Annotated in this window: 11 protein-coding genes; 4 read left to right on the top strand and 7 right to left on the bottom strand. The window is 53.5% G+C overall.

Going from position 1 to position 17,704, the window contains the following annotated elements; genetic code table 11:
* Window positions 1-30: 30 nt before the first annotated feature.
* Complete coding sequence (locus tag ACR0JA_RS10830) at window positions 31-4,842, bottom strand: PA14 domain-containing protein (protein WP_480574011.1); 4,812 nt, start codon at window positions 4,840-4,842, stop codon at window positions 31-33.
* 490 nt (window positions 4,843-5,332) lie between these two features.
* On the opposite strand from ACR0JA_RS10830, the gene ACR0JA_RS10825 reads away from it, so the two are divergent.
* The gene (locus tag ACR0JA_RS10825; RefSeq protein WP_480574008.1) at window positions 5,333-6,379 is read left to right on the top strand and encodes a WecB/TagA/CpsF family glycosyltransferase; all 1,047 of its coding nucleotides are present in this window, start codon (window positions 5,333-5,335) and stop codon (window positions 6,377-6,379) included.
* A 149-nt stretch (window positions 6,380-6,528) separates the two neighbouring features.
* On the opposite strand, the gene ACR0JA_RS10820 is transcribed toward ACR0JA_RS10825, so the two are convergent.
* The 6 genes from ACR0JA_RS10820 to ACR0JA_RS10795 form a co-directional block, all read right to left on the bottom strand.
* Window positions 6,529-7,377, bottom strand: a complete 849-nt coding sequence (locus ACR0JA_RS10820; RefSeq protein WP_480574005.1) for a CpsD/CapB family tyrosine-protein kinase — start codon at window positions 7,375-7,377, stop codon at window positions 6,529-6,531.
* 12 nt (window positions 7,378-7,389) lie between these two features.
* Window positions 7,390-8,946 carry a GumC family protein gene (locus ACR0JA_RS10815; RefSeq protein WP_480574002.1) on the bottom strand — a complete coding sequence of 519 codons (1,557 nt, stop codon included), beginning with the start codon at window positions 8,944-8,946 and terminating at the stop codon, window positions 7,390-7,392.
* Entirely contained in the window at window positions 8,943-9,845 is a 903-nt protein-coding gene (locus ACR0JA_RS10810; protein ID WP_480573999.1) for an ExeA family protein, read from the bottom strand. The genes ACR0JA_RS10815 and ACR0JA_RS10810 overlap by 4 nt, the downstream gene beginning before the upstream one ends.
* A 511-nt stretch (window positions 9,846-10,356) precedes the next feature.
* Entirely contained in the window at window positions 10,357-11,607 is a 1,251-nt protein-coding gene (locus ACR0JA_RS10805) for a hypothetical protein (protein WP_480573996.1), read from the bottom strand.
* A gap of 181 nt (window positions 11,608-11,788) precedes the next feature.
* On the bottom strand, window positions 11,789-12,388 hold the full coding sequence (locus tag ACR0JA_RS10800; protein WP_480573993.1) for a polysaccharide biosynthesis/export family protein: 600 nt from the start codon (window positions 12,386-12,388) through the stop codon (window positions 11,789-11,791).
* A gap of 578 nt (window positions 12,389-12,966) precedes the next feature.
* Window positions 12,967-13,839, bottom strand: coding sequence for a hypothetical protein (locus tag ACR0JA_RS10795; RefSeq protein WP_480573990.1), 873 nt, complete (start codon window positions 13,837-13,839; stop codon window positions 12,967-12,969).
* A 618-nt stretch (window positions 13,840-14,457) separates the two neighbouring features.
* On the opposite strand from ACR0JA_RS10795, the gene ACR0JA_RS10790 reads away from it, so the two are divergent.
* From ACR0JA_RS10790 to ACR0JA_RS10780, 3 genes are read left to right on the top strand one after another with little or no spacing between them, the layout of a single operon-like run.
* A complete protein-coding gene (locus ACR0JA_RS10790; protein WP_480573987.1) occupies window positions 14,458-15,468 on the top strand; it encodes an NAD-dependent epimerase/dehydratase family protein in 1,011 nt (336 codons plus the stop codon).
* Complete coding sequence (locus ACR0JA_RS10785; RefSeq protein ID WP_480573984.1) at window positions 15,465-16,724, top strand: glycosyltransferase; 1,260 nt, start codon at window positions 15,465-15,467, stop codon at window positions 16,722-16,724. The genes ACR0JA_RS10790 and ACR0JA_RS10785 overlap by 4 nt, the downstream gene beginning before the upstream one ends.
* Complete coding sequence (locus ACR0JA_RS10780) at window positions 16,711-17,703, top strand: glycosyltransferase family 2 protein (RefSeq protein ID WP_480573982.1); 993 nt, start codon at window positions 16,711-16,713, stop codon at window positions 17,701-17,703. The genes ACR0JA_RS10785 and ACR0JA_RS10780 overlap by 14 nt, the downstream gene beginning before the upstream one ends.
* Window position 17,704: the final 1 nt, after the last annotated feature.

Below are 17,704 nucleotides of genomic sequence, written 5' to 3'. Positions count from 1 at the left end.
CGGCCGAATGGTTGGGCCGCCTCGTTTGTTTTACATGTCCCAGACTTCGACAACTACGGTTGCTTCGGAAAGTTCACCGTTTTCGTCCGATACCCAATAGGTAAAGCTGTCGGTACCTTCAAAGTCCACGTTCGGCTGGTAGAGCAACCGCCCGTCTTCCTGCTGGTACACATCACCGTTGTCCGGATCCGTGAATCCGTTCACCGAGAGAACATCATCGTCGAAGTCCGTGTCATTGGCGAGGACATTAATGAGCACTTCCTGGTTGGTGTCGGTCGTGACGCTGTCATTTCGAGCGAAAGGCGCACTTCCGTTCAAATCAATGATGCCATTGTATGTTGCACCATCTGTACGGTCGTTGAGCGCCCAGTAGTTCGCAAGCTGCGCATCCGTCATCTCGAGCGTGACAACATGCGTAATCTTCTGAACTTCACCGGTTGCCCGATCCACGAGGAAGTCATCAATCAGGACGACATTTTGACCGTCCGGTGTTTTATAGTATCCCTCTTCGGCGATGATGTGGACGATGTGCTGATCGAAGTTGAGCCGCAGAGGATCCTGGGTAAAGGCGCGCTCATAGGTTCCGATCGAATCCGTCTTGATTCCGTCGAAGCTGAAGCTCTCTCCCGGCGCCAAGCTTAGGTCGCCGTTGTGGATGAATTCCAGGCGCCCCGGTGTCAGATCGTCAGAGGTCAGAAGCTGATGCAGGTTGGGATCAAAGCCGACGAAGTCCACGCCGTTGTTGATCGATTCATAATCGATAAACACATTGCGCACTTCGCTTCCTGGGACCGGAAGGAAGTTGGCCGGAGTTTCAATGCCCACGTCGAACCCTTCAGCGCGCAGACCATTTATGACCATGTCGTAGGTGTTGTCACCCAGCCTGATCCCAACATGGTCTACATCGCCAAAGCGTCCACGTTCATGGATAAGGTCAAAGTCAACCAGCGTGTAGTGCGCGGTATAGTGGATGCTTGCACCAATTGCTGTTTCCCAGTTCAAGAACCCGTCAAAGACAGAACGCAATTCGTGCGTTTGCTGATCCGGCACGTTTTTGATGACCGTAATCCCGGTGTTGGTGCCGAAGGCTTCGTTGTCGCGGAAACCTTGAATGGGCGCGTGGTTGTTCGCAATGGTATCTGAGCCGTACCGGATTTCCGGGTGATCCAGATTTTCAACCAGCGGATCCGCTTTGTTGTTGCGATGCATCCAGACGAAACCATTATTGGTGTTGGCAGCAACGTTCTCAGCCGCCTCCACCAAACGTCCGGCGAAGAAGAACCCATCACCGGTGTGCCCGGTATCCTGCCCGTTAACATTCGGAGCATTCTTGACTTCAAAATCGCCCCAGCCGGTACCTTCGGCGCGGATCGCCATGTTTCTGAACCAGGTCCCGGTCTCGTCGCCTGCCTCAGCTACAAATGCAGCGCCAAATACGTCAAACGCCACGTTTTCCGAGAAGTTTGCGTTGCTCGAATGGTGGACAAAGCCCCAACCCGGAGACCCGTCAACGGTGTTTCCGACGGCCATAGCCGGGTTTGATTGGTCCTCAGTCCCGGTCCGGTGGAAGTGGAACGAATAGCGACCTTGCACATTGCTGTCGGGGCGTACAACGTCCAGATCCGCAGTGCTGAGCGCAGCCGGAGTGGATTTGTCAGTCCGACCCAGGTCTTCAAACGCAGCATAGCGAACATCGACGTCGTCATTGTGCATGAACATCACATGCCCACGATGATGCGTCTCAGTTGCGTCGCCGTCTTCGCTGCGGATGGTGATGTTCCGCGACATGTTCGCGACATAAGCAAAAAGGTCGTCGCGTGGCGTGTCGTGGTCATGCTCCAGCGCGCGATCAAATGTGATCTGATTGCCGTTGATAGCAGTGATGATCACCTCTTCGTCTTCACTTTCAACGTAACCCAACCCCGTGCTGGAGTGACCGGTTTTGTGAGTGCCGGTGAGGACAAGTTTGTCGCCAACCTGCCAGCCTTCAGGGATTTCCTGGAGGGTCATCGACGTATCGCCCGTCATCGGTGCCTCGGCGACCTTCAGGAAAGCGGTTTTTTCCGCGCCGTGGATTTCAACCTGGCCGTGAGAAATGACACCGCGTGACAGCAGAGACGGGTCCCAGCCGACGTCGATATCGCCATTATTCGCGATGACGATATCAACATTTACGTTGGCTTCGATCGGGTTTTCGGCGGTACCGATTTCCAACCGTCCCGATGTATCCACCACCAATGTATCAACGACCATTCTGGTATCGATATCAGTGGCAAAGGACAACCCGCCGTCAACGCGAACACTGAACAGCGACGCGTCGCTTTCACCATTGTAGTTAACAGCAATATTCTTTGGAATCAGGACATTGGCGCCTGCATCGGGGATGCGGCCTTCGTACCATGTGGCCGGATCAAACCAGTCCCCATCAGATACTGCAACATGGGTTGCCTCGGAACGCGGAACTAGGTCAAGCAATTGCGCATGCTCGGTTGCCATGCCCGCGTTACCGCCATGAGCATGCGCATTTGGCTCAGCCATCACGGCTGCGACAAACGCCTCAATCTCTGCAGGGCTGGTCGGTTCGGGAATGGTGCCCGGGATATTGGGTCCGCCATGGTCCACATCGTCGTTTCCACCGTGGCCACCGTGGTCTCCATGGTCTGTATCATCACCGGTATCGGTGTCGTCATGATCACCGTGATCGGTATCATCACCGTTATCGGTGTCGTCATGATCACCGTGATCGGTATCATCACCGTTATCGGTGTCGTCATGATCACCGTGATCGGTATCATCACCGGTGTCTGTGTCATCATGATCACCGTGATCGGTATCATCACCGGTGTCTGTGTCATCATGATCACCGTGATCGGTATCATCACCGGTGTCTGTGTCGTCATGATCGCCGTGATCGGTATCATCACCAGTGTCGGTGTCGTCGTGATCACCGTGATCGGTACCGTCACCGCTGTCTGGTGACGTGTGAGTCAAACTCTCGCCATTGATAAGCTGTGTCGCACCATTTGTGTCTGGCCCGCTCCATTCCAGCTTCAGCGTCTGTGCGCCCCACAATTCAAAGTACCGAAGTTCAAGGTCATGTTCCCCTTCATCCAACTCAAGGGTAACAGGAACCACCGTACTGGCGTGTGCGCCATCGTTGTCGATAACCCTTTCGCCGTTCAGGTAAAGCGCCGAGCCATCGTCTGATGTCAGATAGATTGTATAAGTGCCAGCGTTCTGAACGTTCAATTTGCCTGTGTAGCGTGCGGCAAACCCATCAGTCGCACCGTTTTCCCAGAACGGATCATACGACACTTCGGTATCGAATTCCGAGACAACGCCAACAGCGTCCGGAGTCGCATCAAAGTCGATTTCGCTCAGGCTCATTGCATCATGCGACAACACGAAGAACTGCGCCATAAGCCCAATACGCGGGGCCGTTTGATCATCGGATCCATCCCCATGATCGGTTCCATCACCTGTGTCGGTGTCGTCGTGGTCCCCGTGATCGGCGTCATCGCCGGTGTCTGTGTCACCGTCGTCGCCCTGATCGGTTCCATCACCTGTGTCGGTGTCGTCGTGGTCCCCGTGATCGGTGTCATCGCCGGTGTCTGTGTCACCGTCGTCGCCCTGATCGGTTCCATCACCTGTGTCGGTGTCGTCATGGTCCCCGTGATCGGTGTCGTCGCCGGTGTCTGTGTCACCGTCGTCGCCCTGATCGGTTCCATCACCTGTGTCGGTGTCGTCATGGTCCCCGTGATCGGTGTCGTCGCCAGTGTCCGTGTCACTGTCGTCGGAGCCAGGAACAGAATGTGCTAGGCTGTCACCGCTGATATACTCACGTACACCGTCAGAATCAGGACCCTCCCACTCGAGCATAAGCGTTTGTGCACCGCGGTTCTCGAAGTAGCGCAGCTCTATGTCATGTGCGCCTTCGGACAATTCCAACGTGGTCGTCAGCAGCCTCGTCGCGTGGCGACCGTCATTATCAATGACCAATTCGCCATCGATATACAGCTCGGATCCATCGTCGGACGTCAGATAGATCGTGTAGGTGCCCGCGGTTTCGACAACCAACTGACCGGTAATTTCAGCGGCAAAGCGATTGCGTGGACCGTCTGCCCACCACGCATCCTTGCTTCTTTCATAAGCAATTTCGGTCAGGGTGTCTTCGGCGATCGGTGTCGCGTCAAAGTCAATCTCATCCAGGCTCTCGGTGCCTCTTTCAATTCGGAAAAATCTGGCTTGCAGACCGGGATTCGCATCGGCGACATCGTTCGTTTCTGCAGCATCGGCATTCACCGGCGCATCTGCAGCCTCTTCAGCGGTCTCCGAAACGTCTTGGGTTCCGTATTCGACGACATCCGAACTCAGCAGGCGCGTTTCACCGTCCGTGTCAGGACCGTTCCACTCCAGCTTGAGCGTCTGAGCGCCGCCGCTTTCGAAATACCGGATTTCGATTTCATGTGAGCCCGCCGTCAGGTCAAGTGTCGCCGCAATCAGCGTGCTTGCGTGGTTGCCGTCATTGTTGATGACTGGCTCGCCATCAATATAGAGGGCCGATCCGTCGTCCGACGTCAGGTAGAACGTGTAGGAACCGGGTGTCGTCACATTCAGATTGCCGGAGTACAGGGCGGCGAAGGAATCGCGAACGCCATTCTCCCAAAACGGGTCGTAAGACGTTTCGATATTGAGTTCTTCGACAACCTCGACGGCGTCCGGTGTCGCGCCAAAATCGATTTCATTGAGGCTGGAAACCCAATTCGGCAGAATGAAGTACTGGGCAACGAAGCCTAATCCTTCTGTCGGAATCCCATAATTCCGAGTGTCAATGCTGCTCATGACGTGTTCCTTGGTGTCGGTAACAAAAGCCCGGTAAGGCTCCGATTGTTGTGGTGGCTGAAAAAGTACTAGTGGCGTAGAAAGGCATAAGTGCGGCGAGACTCGGACATAAAGACCCGTCTATGGCGGAACTTTGACATCTCCGCGCTGAATGAGTGGGTGCAAGCGTCAATTGTCCTGCTTTCGCAGGTATTGTATTCGACTAGATTTAACATACTGCCCGTCGCTTAGTTTTGGCCCATTTATGAATGTCCGCAATGCCTTATACGCGAACAATCGTTTCCATTTACTCAACCAAAAACTAATTTAACCATCCCTGTTTCTGTGGATAGTGACGGTCTTTAACGGCAGCAACCTGATAAATCTGGCGATGGGTAAGCAGGCAAGACATTGCCGAAAGCCCCCGAAATTCCGCCGAAATAGCGCTTAGCGCGTTGAAATTTGGCGAATCTTGGGCAGGTCGCTCATCTTTTGGTTTAACGCGGCCGAGTTGTTTCATCCTGTTACGGGGAATCGTTTCAGATTTGTCTTGAATTCTTCGAAATCAACGGAACACCTGAACGACGGTAAAAACGGCGCCATTCGAATCGATAAATTTAGCTACCTGCAATACGAACTCATCGGGCGAACCCGAAGCTCTAAGGTTAGGGGTTGCCAGAAATTGTCATTGGAAAGCTCAGCACTCGAACATAGACATCTTGCAGCGACTGGGTCATCACAATGGATAAGGCCCCGTTCAGCGAAATCGCTCAATAAGTTGCAAATTGATATGACAAAAACTCAAAAGCCGTCAGAGCCCGAATTCATTGCTTTGATCAATTGTCCGACAAAGACCGGGCTGTTCGAGAAAATCCTAGATTGCTGGGAAAAAAGACAGGGGTTTGCCCTTGCGACCCTAAATCTGGATCACATTGTGAAAATGCGTCATCTATCAAGCTTTCGAGACGCATATAGCGCACAGAGCCACGTTGTTGCTGACGGCAATCCGATCGTTTGGTTGTCACGGCTGGCTGGGCGCCCAATTGAATTGATGCCAGGTTCCGAATTAATCGCGCCGATATCGAGCCTGGCCGCACAGCACGGCGTTTCGATCGCATTGCTGGGCGCGACCGAAGAAACTTTGGATCGGGCCGCTGACCGCTTGGCAAGCACAAATGCTGGGCTGAATGTCGTTTGCAAAATCGCCCCACCATACGGCTTGGACCCAATGGGTCCCGAAATCGAAGCATATCTGAAGGATATAGAAAAGTCTGGCGCAAAGCTGTGCTTTCTGGCTTTGGGAGCGCCAAAGCAAGAGATCCTTGCTGCCCGCGGTCTGGAACTCGCACCCGAGTGCGGCTTTGTTTCAATTGGCGCCGGGCTTGATTTCATCGCAGGAAGCCAGCGTCGCGCACCACCATGGGTCAGAAAGCTGGCGTTGGAATGGCTTTGGCGGATGTTGAGCAATCCTGGCAGGCTCGCCGCGCGCTATGCGCGTTGTATCCTGATACTACCAAAGTTGACCTTGCAGGCGTTGCAAGTTCGTTTTTCTCGCTGAACCGATTTCCCTTACGGAGCAGATTTCGACAACGCGATCGAATGGTATCTTCAGAGGAATGCCGCATCGCAATTTGATGTAACAGAGAGCGCAGAACAACTCGCGTTGGGCGGCCACGCCTCGCAACCATTCGAATAACGATATCGGACTTAATACCCGTAGTTATCAGATCTATCCAAATAGCGACACTTGTTCAAAATCACACCCATCAGATTACAGCGTGCTTCGATGTCACGTTTGCATTTCTCCAATTCCTCGGCCGTTGAGCTTTCGGCGCCAGCGACAAGAAGCACACAGTCGATCTGATCGAGGAATGCGTAAGTGTCATCGCACGCCAACATAGGAGGCGTGTCAAACAGCATCACGTCGGGCTTGTACCTTTCTTCAATCTCATCGATGACGTGCGCGGCATCCTTATCCTGCAATAGCTCAGCAGGGCTCTGAACCGGTTGATCGTTGATTGCAAATGCCAGCTTATCCTCAAGGCAGACGATGTGGTCTTCGGGGGCAGCTTGCCCCTCCAATGCTCTGGCAAACTGGTGTGTCCCACCGACGTTAAGGGTTTTTGCGATAGAAGGGCGACGCATATCCAAGTCAACAACCAGAGACCGCATATTGCGTTGACGGGCAAAGCTGAACGCAAGGTTGAGACACAGGGTGGTTTTTCCGCAAGCGGACCCGGGTGATGTAATGGCGACACGCCGCCAATTGTTCGAGTTCATTTGATGCAGCATGCGGGTGCGCAACGCATCAAACGGTGCCGCCATGTCGCTGACCTGATCAGAAAAGACACGTGCCCGTTTGAGCCGTTTGTGGTTGATCTCAACTTTTTCCAGCGCTGCCCAGTGCTGGGCTTCCGGGGCTGGCGTATCAACCGCATCACCTGAGCGGTTCTCAAACGCGAGGGCTGGGGTTGGCGCTGGCTTTGTTTTCGCCGAGCCATCGGGTTGCTGCCGTGCTTCGCGGGCCTTTTGGATAGCAGACTGAATGCGTTCCATATCTCGTTCCTGTTATCCTAAATTGAACCTGTCAAGCAGCCCAGATGCGCCTAATCTTTCGGCGACTTTCTCGATAAACAGGTCAAGGGGCAAATAAAATTGGTGGATCACGTATAACCCAATCGCCACCCCGGCGATGGGGATCAGCAAGCTTGCAAGCACCAATCCTCTGCGCGCGATCACATCACCCGTATTCGGGATGTATGGAATAGTGGCAAAGGGTGCCGCGCCCAAACGGTTTGTAAGGTCTGCGGGTCGGCGAAGGGTACCGTTGATAAGTTCCAGCAGTACAAACAAACCGCCCGCAAGCGCCAGTCCAGCGGCCATGCCGGCAGCCGCGATCTTCTTGCGGCTTGACTCAGCAGGGCTGTCGGGCACGACAGCTTGCTCCGACACGGTGATCCGTTGACCACGCGCCTGAGACTCAATCTGATCTCCTGTTCGGGCTTCGGCAAGACTTGCGGTCGCCTGACCGTATTGAAGACGAAGGTTATCGTAGTCGCGCTCCAAGGTTCCAAGGGCGATTGCGTTGGTCGGCGTCGCCTCAATCGAAAGCGCCAGCTGATCCAATTCGCCGTTGATAACTGTTTTTTGCTCTTCGATGAACGAAATCTGACCGTCTATGTCTGAAATTTGCAGGTCGAATGCGGTGAAGTTTGGTGCGGTCTCGGTTCCCAGGCCTAGTTTGATATTGGCGGCCTCCATCGCTGCGATCTGGCCGTCCAGCGATTTAATTCGGGGATGATCCGGGGAATAAATGACCAGGGCCGAGGCGCGCTCGTCCTGCAACTGCCGCAATCGACGCTGTTCCGGCGTCAGACTCTCACCAGCCAAATCCGACCGGCCAGTCCTCTCGTAGATCTCCACCAGTCGAGCACGCCGATCGCGCAACCCGGACAATTCCCGATCCAGTTGCAAAATCCGTTCCTGTAACGAGGACTGACGGTTTCGGCGGTAGTCCAAGCTGTCAGGCAGCGCATCGCTGTTCGCTTCCTTGAATTCCAGAATTCTTCCGCCTTGTTCTGCCAGTTCTTTGTCCAGGCGCGCGACTTCCTGTACGAAGAAGTCCAGAGTTTGAGCGGCCACGCCGGTGCGCATTGCCACGTTTTCCTGCAATATCTGTTCAACGATTTCGTTGGTAACCAGAGCTGATATTTCACCAGTTGGTGCGGCAAATGACACCGAAACGAAGGAGGCCCTGTTACGCGTGTCAACTGGCAGGTCGATCTCGATCCGTTCCCGCATATCCTGGATTTTCTCGTCGGTGGTCAGTTCCGGCTTGTCGTCGTGAACACCGAAGCGGCTGGACAAATCCAGAAGATTGGCTCGGGTCATCAAACGCTGCTGAATGACTTCGAGGATTTCGACCACGCTGGCCTGGACCGTTGTTGACGCAAGCTCACCAGGTATCTGCGGAGGTTCCACTACCAGAACGGACTGCGCTTTGTAAATTGGGGTCAGCGAAAGCGCATAGATGACACCACCTATCGTACAGGTCACGACAATAAGAAGAAGATAGGGCAACCGCCTAAAGACAAGTGAGAGATAAAATCGCAATTCATCCATCATATCGATGCACCATCCGCTTGATCTGGCAAACTCGCCGCGAAAAAGGCACCGTCATCCAGAACCAATTCGACAGTATGCCTTGAAACGCTCTTTCCTCCGCGCACAGAGGCATAAACCATGGCAAGATCGCAGAGCTGATTGACAAGTCGAGGAACGCCACCGGTCTTTTCGTAGATAAGGTCGGTCGCGGCCGGGCTAAAGAAATTGCGCGCTGCGCCCGCAACGTCCAATCTGTGGGCAATGTATCTTCTCACGGTTTTTCTATCCATCGCACGCAGATGAAAACTGGATGCGACGCGCTGCGCAAACTGCCGCATTTCCGGGCGGCGAATAATGTCCTGCAACTCAGGTTGCCCCACCAGCACCAACTGCAACAACTCGTCTTTGTTGGCGTTTATGTTCGTGAACATACGAAGCTCTTCAAGCGACTCGGAACTGAGGTTCTGCGCTTCGTCGAAAATGAGTATGACTCGGTGCCCTTGGGCATATTCCTCGATCAGGTGCGTCTGGAACGCGGCAAATAGGTCAACATAGGTCGCGTTGGTCGGTGCGGGCTGGCCCAGAGCCATCAGGACCCATCGCAGCAGCTCACCCCTGTCGCCATGTGCGTTCGAGATCAGTCCAATTTTAACGTCATCACCTACGGATTTCAAAAACTGATGCAAAAGAGTTGTTTTGCCTGCCCCAACTTCGCCCGTGATCAATGTGATCGGCGCTCGGGTTAAAATTCCGTATTCCAGCATAGTATAGGCCTGCAAGTGGGCTTGCGACCAAAAGATGAAATCCGGATCCGGCAAAAGCGAAAAAGGCCGCTCTGCCAGCCCAAAGCAAGCAGAGTAGATGTCCAGCGATGTATCCGAATTCACCTCGCTAGGCTTTGGGGTGGGGTTAAACGTCAATTTGCGTACTCATCTACTAATAAACTCGCCCAGTCGCTTCCTGAGTGTCCCTTTGGTTCCATTTGTCTGTGAAACCACCTTATCCGCTTTCTCCGCTCTCCTTTTATATATGCTACTCCTCCGAAATTGCTTGTCGCTCATCCGGCTATGTTTATCTTTCCGAAGTCCACGTTGGCTTCCATGTGCTATTTACACTGATACCATTCTTGCAGTCGGCAATCTGTGAAACAGATGACGTTTGACCACTTTTTTGTCATTTTAGAGTACTGCACCCGGTAAAGACTAAGGTTCAGTAAGCGAGTCGGATAGAAAGTTCCATTTGCCGTTCTGAACTGTAACATTTTCCGACACAATCGCAGATGGGGCCATAGATTGTTTGTCCTTTGAGGCCACCTTCCTGTGCCATGTTTCCGGCAAGCCTTTAGAGTATCGATCACCTGTCTTACTGCGACTCATCGGCTGCGTGATTGTGCCCTGCTTGAAAGGTCGCTGACGGCAACTGGCTGGCGGATCAGGGTCGCCACGCGAACTCGCGTCCGATTGAAAAGAACACAAGAGGGCTCGTTGCCTTACCCACACCCTGCTCGTCACGAACGCGATAGTTAAGACCGGTGTTGATGACCCATTGAGATTCAAGTTCATAGCTGTACACAGCATTCAACTCAGTACGGTCTATGCGCGGGTCGACAGTGACGTCATTCGTCAAGATCTGTGTTGCGCCGAAGCCCAGCCGAGAAGACGGACCCAAACCCAAGATATACCCGACGTTCAGAATGTACTCGTCGCTGAAGTCGTCTTCATCGGCATAAACGACATTTCTGTCAAAAAATATGCGAAGCTCGTTTTCGTTGAACTCCTGTGAGTAGCTGAGCGACCCGATCGGTTCGGTCAAACCGTCCTCTGTGTTCGCCACCCCCAAGCTGGCGGAAAAACTGCCGTCCGCAATTTCTCTACTGTACCCGACGCGCATTCTGCTAAGGCGCCCTGGCGAGTCTATTTCCGATTCCAGGCCAAATGTGAGTGACCCGTTCGGCACATCCTGTTCGAACAAAAAGCGCCCGATGGGACCGGATTGTCGAATATCTGGCGAAACGGAACGACGTTCGTGAAGATCTGCGTAGCCGAGCGCTAAATCAAAACGATTTCGGGGCGATAGTTCGTGCGAAACGCCGATCAAAATGTCGTTTGTTCGGCGATCTGTTTGGTCGAGATCATCTTCCTGAAACCGTTCTGCGCTGGCCTCGATCCTCGCGGTTGTAACGGGCGACAAAAAGAAACTCAGACCGACGGTCGCGCGATTGGTATCTTGGTCAAAAAGATCAGGGTTGGTTTGATCCACATAGCTGATGTCCTGACGCTCGAGGCGAAAGAAATAGCCGACTTGATCCTGGCGCCCAAAGTCCATCTGGAAGGATAGGTTGTATTCTCTTCGTGTACCCTCGCCCGTCAGGTCATCGAAATCCGGCGGCAGGTCAATCACACCTTCATCATCGACAAACACGGTCAACGAACGCAGAAAGCCTATGTCGTAGCTTGAAAAATCAGCGTCGAACGCCAGCCCGGCATTCGCGCCCTCGCGGGTATAGTCGAAGTCGAAGATCGAGTCGCCGATATCGAACTCGCTGCCTCTGTCTGGAAGGTCCGACCACCGAAGCGCAGTTATAGCATCCAAGCCGATGCTCTGGATCGGTGTTTCACTGGACAATCCGAACGACAGGATCGTTGAGGCAATTGTTCCATGTCCTTCTTCCGGCACGTCCAATTGCAGGTTTCGCCCGCTTTCGAACCTTTGGGCAATACCAAAGCTTAGTTGCAAACCGCCGGGATCCAGTTCAACACTCTGCGCTTGTGCGCGCTCGTTGACACTTGATGCTGCGCACACAGTGCCGAACAGTACAGCATGCAGGGCAGACTTTTTGTTCACGGCCCGATCACTTTCAGATTTATTCGAATAGGCGACGTTGCGGGATGACGATCACATCGCCGTCAATCAGCTTGGTCGTACCACCGGTTCCGGTCCCGTCAAGCATCGCGTCATAGTTGAATTTGTACACGGTTTCTTTGCCGCTTCTGTCCGTCCGGCGCAGCATGATCCGTTTTGTCGCCGCAAAACGCGAGAACCCGCCCATCTCGCCGAAAAACTGCAACAACGTGGTGCCGCGAACAGCTTCGTGCCGCCCCGGTGTGCCGGCTTCGCCAATGACATACACGTTGATCGTTTCTTCCGGCAGTGGCGCGATGGGGACGTTGAGCGCACCCAAGGACACGAACACACTGGGCGGTGATGCAAAATTAGGCGCCAGAAGTTGTTTCAACTCGCCGCTGACCTGTTCGACGCTGCGACCACCTGCTGCGAGAGAACCAGCCAGCGGAACGTTGATTCTGCCATCTGGTCGAACGAGCACTTCGCGATTGAGGCTGGGGTCTTCAAGCACCTCGATCCGCAGCGTGTCTCCGGGCTGTATGCGGTAGTTTTGTGCTTCGGCTGAAAGTGCAAAGGCGCTGAAAATGAACGCGACGAACAGTACAAAAATAGGCTTCATATTCTGACTCTTCCATCCCTACCTTGGGTCGATTTCGGTATTCTTGCGTGACCGAACTTCTGCTTTCACTCGCATATTGCCCGGCTTTTGACCGAGTTTCCACGCTTTCTTGCTTTGCGCTTCGAAGTTACGCGCCAACTGTGCCTTGCCGGCTTCTTTGGCGCGCCCTGGGGTGACGTATTTTTTGACATTTTTGGCGCCACAATTCTGATCTTAACCGATCTTAAGACCGCAGAAGAGTTTCTTGGCTGTCTTGGGGCTAGAAGCACAATGGTTGCTGGACTGGTATTGCTGGAAATGATCTTGGGAACCGTCTGTGGTGTTGTGGCTATTTTGTTGGGAACGCCGATCTTGATATATGCTTTCGCGGGCACTTTCTCGGTATTGGGTGCAGGGGCCTTCCGGCGAACCGGAACGAATTTTTTGGTTCCTCGTGGTGCGGAACAGATGGCGTAGCAGTCTTATAACTGACGCGAGCCTCTCCGCAGGGGAATGACGGCGTGTTGCATCGAAACTGCTGAGCAGACATTCGGCGGCCTTCGAAGGGCCAGATCAGGCCGGAGCCAGTTGGTCGAAACTCAACTGACGCGCAGTTCCTTGGAAATCCAACGAACAATGTCCTTGTAGTTTTTTCTGACCGTCGGATGAATGGAGCGTGGAACTGCAAAATCCGCCGGTGGTGGCGATTGGTACAGCCCTGCATAGGTGATCAGGCTCGCAAGAAAATACAGGGTCGGCGTTCCATGCGGTGCGTCGTCGTAATAGAGATCCGTCACCGGAATACCAGATAGCAAAGATGTTTCGGTCAACATCTTAGCGATGGTTGGCCCCACAGGGATCGACTTGATATTCACGCCCGGTCGCGCGCTGGACAGAGCTTTTTCATAGTCGCCCCACCAGTCTTGGAACGCGCCCAGAGTGTAGGCATTGTATTCATCGAACTCGGCTTGTGTTGGTGGAAACTGATTATCTTGAAGGTAGACCGACATGTCGGGCCAATTTTCATAAATGTAGATGTCGACGCCAGGTTCTTGCGCGGTGACCCAGTCTATGACCTCCAGAGTGTATCCGACCGGAGAGTTGCTTGCTCCGGTGTCCACGATCGTAGGGGCCTGCCACTGGATGAAATTGGCGGGCGTTAGCAATACCGAATTGAAATTGGCTGCGCTAAAGCTCTGCAAATCGTGGTTCCAGAAGCTGGGTGCGCCTTCGAATTGCCACTGTGCCACTGGCGGCAAATATTTGCTGTGTTCCCACATGAAGCCGTATTGCCCAGCGTAGTTGAAGCGCTTTTTGTCGGCACGCGCCAGCAAAGTCAGCCAGTAAGGGACCGCCGATGGCCCTGAGTTGTTGTTTATCAGGCTGTGACCAAAGATATAGGTCCTCAGCTCAGTGTTGGCGCGTGCAGAGTTAATGGCGCCGAACAAACTGATGATCGCAATTGCCGCCATGACAAGTGTTCGGATTTGTCTGGGGCGAAAGCTCGATGATGCGAATGTCTTCATCTCAAGGGTACCTTTTAAATCAACAACTAACGGATGACGCACGCGTCAAGCTGGCAGGGCAGAACGAAGATTTGATAGAACAATAGGTGTAGAGCACCATAAATGACAATCCACTGTTTCCCACGTTGATTTTAGTTTAGATCGCCCCTTTGGTTAAACAAAATACCCACGCGCTTTGCGGATGTGCGGAATATGAAAGCTGCGACACGATCTTCAGATTGTCTTTAGGTTAGTGGCTCGATTTAGAGCAAAAAAATGATGAAGTTTCTTTTGTGGATTAGCATTGCGCTATCTGCATGCAGCATGGTGCGAGGCAGTTGACCGAATAGAACTAGGTCGAGAAAAGGTGCAGGGCAGGACTTCCCTTTCCGTCGCAGAACGCGGAATTTGACTAGAGGGATTCTCGAACTTGTATAGACTACTCACGCAGATTTCGCAGAAAGGACAAAGATTCAAAATTTTCTGATCCCTGAAGTTGTTTTTTGTAAGGTTTATAAGTGAAGTGCAGTTACAGACGCGTTCAAGACGGTTTCGCCATGCGAGCACTTGGTTGGTGATAACATCATGGCAAATATGAAAATATTGGTTACGGGCGCGGGTGGATTTGTCGGCCGTCATGTGGTCGCGTCCGCACGAGATAGTGGGCATGATGTGGTCGCTATTGTCCGTGATCCAAATTCGACCCCTTCAGCCTGGACGGACGATTCCGGTATCACGGTCGTCGGTTTGGACCTGACCGCGGCCGATGCAAAACGCCGTTTGACGAAACTATGTTCCGAAGTCGACGCGATTATTCACGCTGCGGCGATAGTGTCCGGAGACGCTGACCGTCAATTTCGTGAAACGGTGGAGACGACTGAAACAGTATTGACAGCAATGCCACAAGATCGGACGGCTCCTCGGGTGGTACTGGTCAGTTCGATGTCGGTATATGACGGTCAGGCGCTTGAAGAGGGGGAAACTCTGACCGAGGACAGTCTGTTGGAACGTACGCCTAGTCTTCGCGATGCGTATTGTCGGGCGAAACTCGACCAAGAGCGTCGCGCGCGAGCCGCAGCCGAGAAAATGGGATTCGAACTGTGGATCATTCGACCAGGGGCTATCTTTGGGGCGGGTCGGTTGTGGAATGGTCATCTTGGCCATCCAATAGGTCCGATTCTCGTGCAGTTTGAGCAGCGCGGAGAGCTTCCTGTCAGCTATGTCGAGCACACTGCAAATGCTTTGATTCTGGCGGCGACAACCAAAGCCACTGGCGTCGAAGTTGTTAATGTGGTCGATGACGACCGGCCAGATCGCGCTGCATATCTGGCGGCCCTGCGGCAAGGTGGATGGCCAAGAATTGTGTGGAAGATCAACTGGCGCGTTTTTTCGGCGCTCGGCAGAGTACTGCAAAGAATTCCTTGGTTGGGCCGAAGACTTCCGGGTTTGTTGGTGCCAGCCACTTTGCACGCGAGAATGAAGCCTATCAAGTACGATAACACTCGTTTGCACGCGCGGCTGGATATTCCGCCCTGGCCACCTTTTGCACAGGTGATGTCAGTGGCGATGATGCAGGAAAGAAGCAGTCAGCCATGAGTTCAACAAGCGTACAGGACCCAATCGCGTATTTGACGGGCGAATATCCCCGCGCGACCGACACGTTCATTCAGCGTGAGATCATGGCATTGCGCACACAGGGGACTAAGGTTGAAACCTGTTCGATCCGCAAGACCGGATCGGAACATCACGTTGGCCCGGAACAGCGTAGCGAGTACAAAAACACGTTCTATGTTCTTGCGGCGGCGATATCTCCGATCCGCCTGTTACGGTGTCATCTGCAGGCATTGGCACGGTCACCCGGGCGATACTTTGGGGCTCTCCGATTGGCGATGGCGACGCGACCGGCGGGGTTGAAAGGTTTGGTTTATCAGTTGATCTACTTTGCCGAGGCCGCGGTTTTGGCGGATCATCTGACGCAGCGGAATGTCCGTCATCTGCACAACCATATTGCGACGGCAACATGTACCGTCGCCATGTTGACGAGCAAAATCAGTGGCATACCTTTCAGTTTCACGATCCACGGACCGGACATTTTCTTTGAACCGAAACACTGGCGCATCGACGCAAAGATCGCCGAGGCCCGTTTTGTTGCCTGTATTAGCGACTTTTGTCGTAGCCAATGCATGATCTTTTCGGATCAGGAACATTGGGACAAACTAAATATCATTCACTGCGGCGTTGATCCGAAAAAATATCAGGCTGAAACGACCCGAAATTCGACCGCCCCGCATCTGGTGTTCGTGGGGCGTCTGGCGGGTGTCAAAGGTGTACCGGTTCTACTATCCGCCCTCGCGCGATTGAAAAGCGATATCCCAGGGGTTCGGGTGACGATGATCGGCGATGGCCCAGAACGTCCCGATCTTGAAGAACGCGCTCAAAAGATGGGACTTGGCCCAATTGTTGAGTTCGCGGGGTACAAATCACAGGACGAGGTGGCGAAGACGCTCGCTGAAGCAGATGTTTTGGTGCTTCCAAGCTTTGCTGAAGGCGTACCCGTGACGCTGATGGAGGCGATGGCCAGCGGCTTGCCGGTGCTCGCTACGCGGGTAGGTGGGATATCAGAACTGGTCGAGGATGGAGTGAGCGGTTTTCTCGTTCCACCCGGTAATGTGGATGAACTTACAGCGCGATTGCGCGATTTGTTGTCCGACCCACAGCTGAGAGAGAATATGGGTAAAGCGGGCAGGGACAAGGTTGTAGCAGATTTCAACCAGCAGACCGAAGCCGGTCGTCTGGCACATCTGATCAATTCATCCGAAGCGACCGACCGGGGGCTGCATGGTACAAAGTGACACCGCGACCGGCAAAATCGGATTGGTTCTGATTGGTCGAAACGAAGGCGAAAGACTGGTACGCTGTCTTGCGTCGATACCCGAAGACGTGGACGCGGTGGTCTACGTGGATTCAAACTCATCCGACAACAGCGTCGAGGAGGCGCGCTTGGCCGGGGCCCATGTCGTAGAGTTGGATTTGTCGAAACCATTTACAGCAGCAAGGGCGCGCAACGCGGGATATGATGCCCTGAGGTCCATGGGTCAACCCTTTGACTATGTCCAATTCATCGATGGCGACTGCGCGATCGTAGCGGGTTGGATAACGTCTGCGGCTGAAGCACTCGCCAAAGACGAGTCACTTGGCATCATCACTGGATGGCGGTCCGAGATCTACCCGGACGCTAGTGTCTACAACGCGATGTGCGACTTTGAGTGGCACCGGCCGGCAGGTGAGATCCTGACTTGTGGTGGTGACATGATGGTTCGTACCAAAGCATTCGAGAGTGTCGGAGGGTTCGATGACACAGTCATCGCAGCAGAAGATGATGAGCTGTGTGTAAGGATCCGAAAAGCCGGTTGGAAAATCGAACGTCTACCGCTGAAGATGACCCTTCATGACGCAGATATGACGAGATTTTCTCAATGGTGGCGGCGTGCGGTTCGTACGGGGCATGGGTTCGCCCAAGTCGGCGCGCTGCACCCGGACTATTTTACACGCGAGCGCAAACGGGTCTGGTTCTATGGGGCCGCTCTACCAATCGTCGCTGTAATTGGGTTGTTCTTGACGTCTTGGTTTACGCTTGCTGCGTTGCTTGTATATGTCCTGTCATATTTGCGGACGACACAAGGATTGATGAACAATGGACTGCAAAAGGCCTCGGCCGCTAAGCAAGCCTTTTTCCTGACCCTGTCCAAGCTGCCCAATGTGATCGGTATGCTGACTTATTTTTGGCGGCGCCAGAGGGCTGCCCCTATGAAAATCATCGAGTATAAATAAC

Source organism: Ruegeria sp. AM4, from assembly GCF_056540665.1.
The sequence above is the reverse complement of the archived record's forward strand: the minus strand, read 5'-3'. Positions and strand labels throughout refer to the sequence as shown.

Coding starts and splice junctions, on each gene's coding strand:
- ACR0JA_RS10830 (WP_480574011.1), bottom strand. CDS start 4,842: ATGAGCAGCATTGACACTCGGAATTATGGGATTCCGACAGAAGGATTA.
- ACR0JA_RS10820 (WP_480574005.1), bottom strand. CDS start 7,377: ATGGAACGCATTCAGTCTGCTATCCAAAAGGCCCGCGAAGCACGGCAG.
- ACR0JA_RS10815 (WP_480574002.1), bottom strand. CDS start 8,946: ATGATGGATGAATTGCGATTTTATCTCTCACTTGTCTTTAGGCGGTTG.
- ACR0JA_RS10800 (WP_480573993.1), bottom strand. CDS start 12,388: ATGAAGCCTATTTTTGTACTGTTCGTCGCGTTCATTTTCAGCGCCTTT.
- ACR0JA_RS10795 (WP_480573990.1), bottom strand. CDS start 13,839: ATGGCGGCAATTGCGATCATCAGTTTGTTCGGCGCCATTAACTCTGCA.
- ACR0JA_RS10790 (WP_480573987.1), top strand. CDS start 14,458: ATGGCAAATATGAAAATATTGGTTACGGGCGCGGGTGGATTTGTCGGC.
- ACR0JA_RS10785 (WP_480573984.1), top strand. CDS start 15,465: ATGAGTTCAACAAGCGTACAGGACCCAATCGCGTATTTGACGGGCGAA.
- ACR0JA_RS10780 (WP_480573982.1), top strand. CDS start 16,711: ATGGTACAAAGTGACACCGCGACCGGCAAAATCGGATTGGTTCTGATT.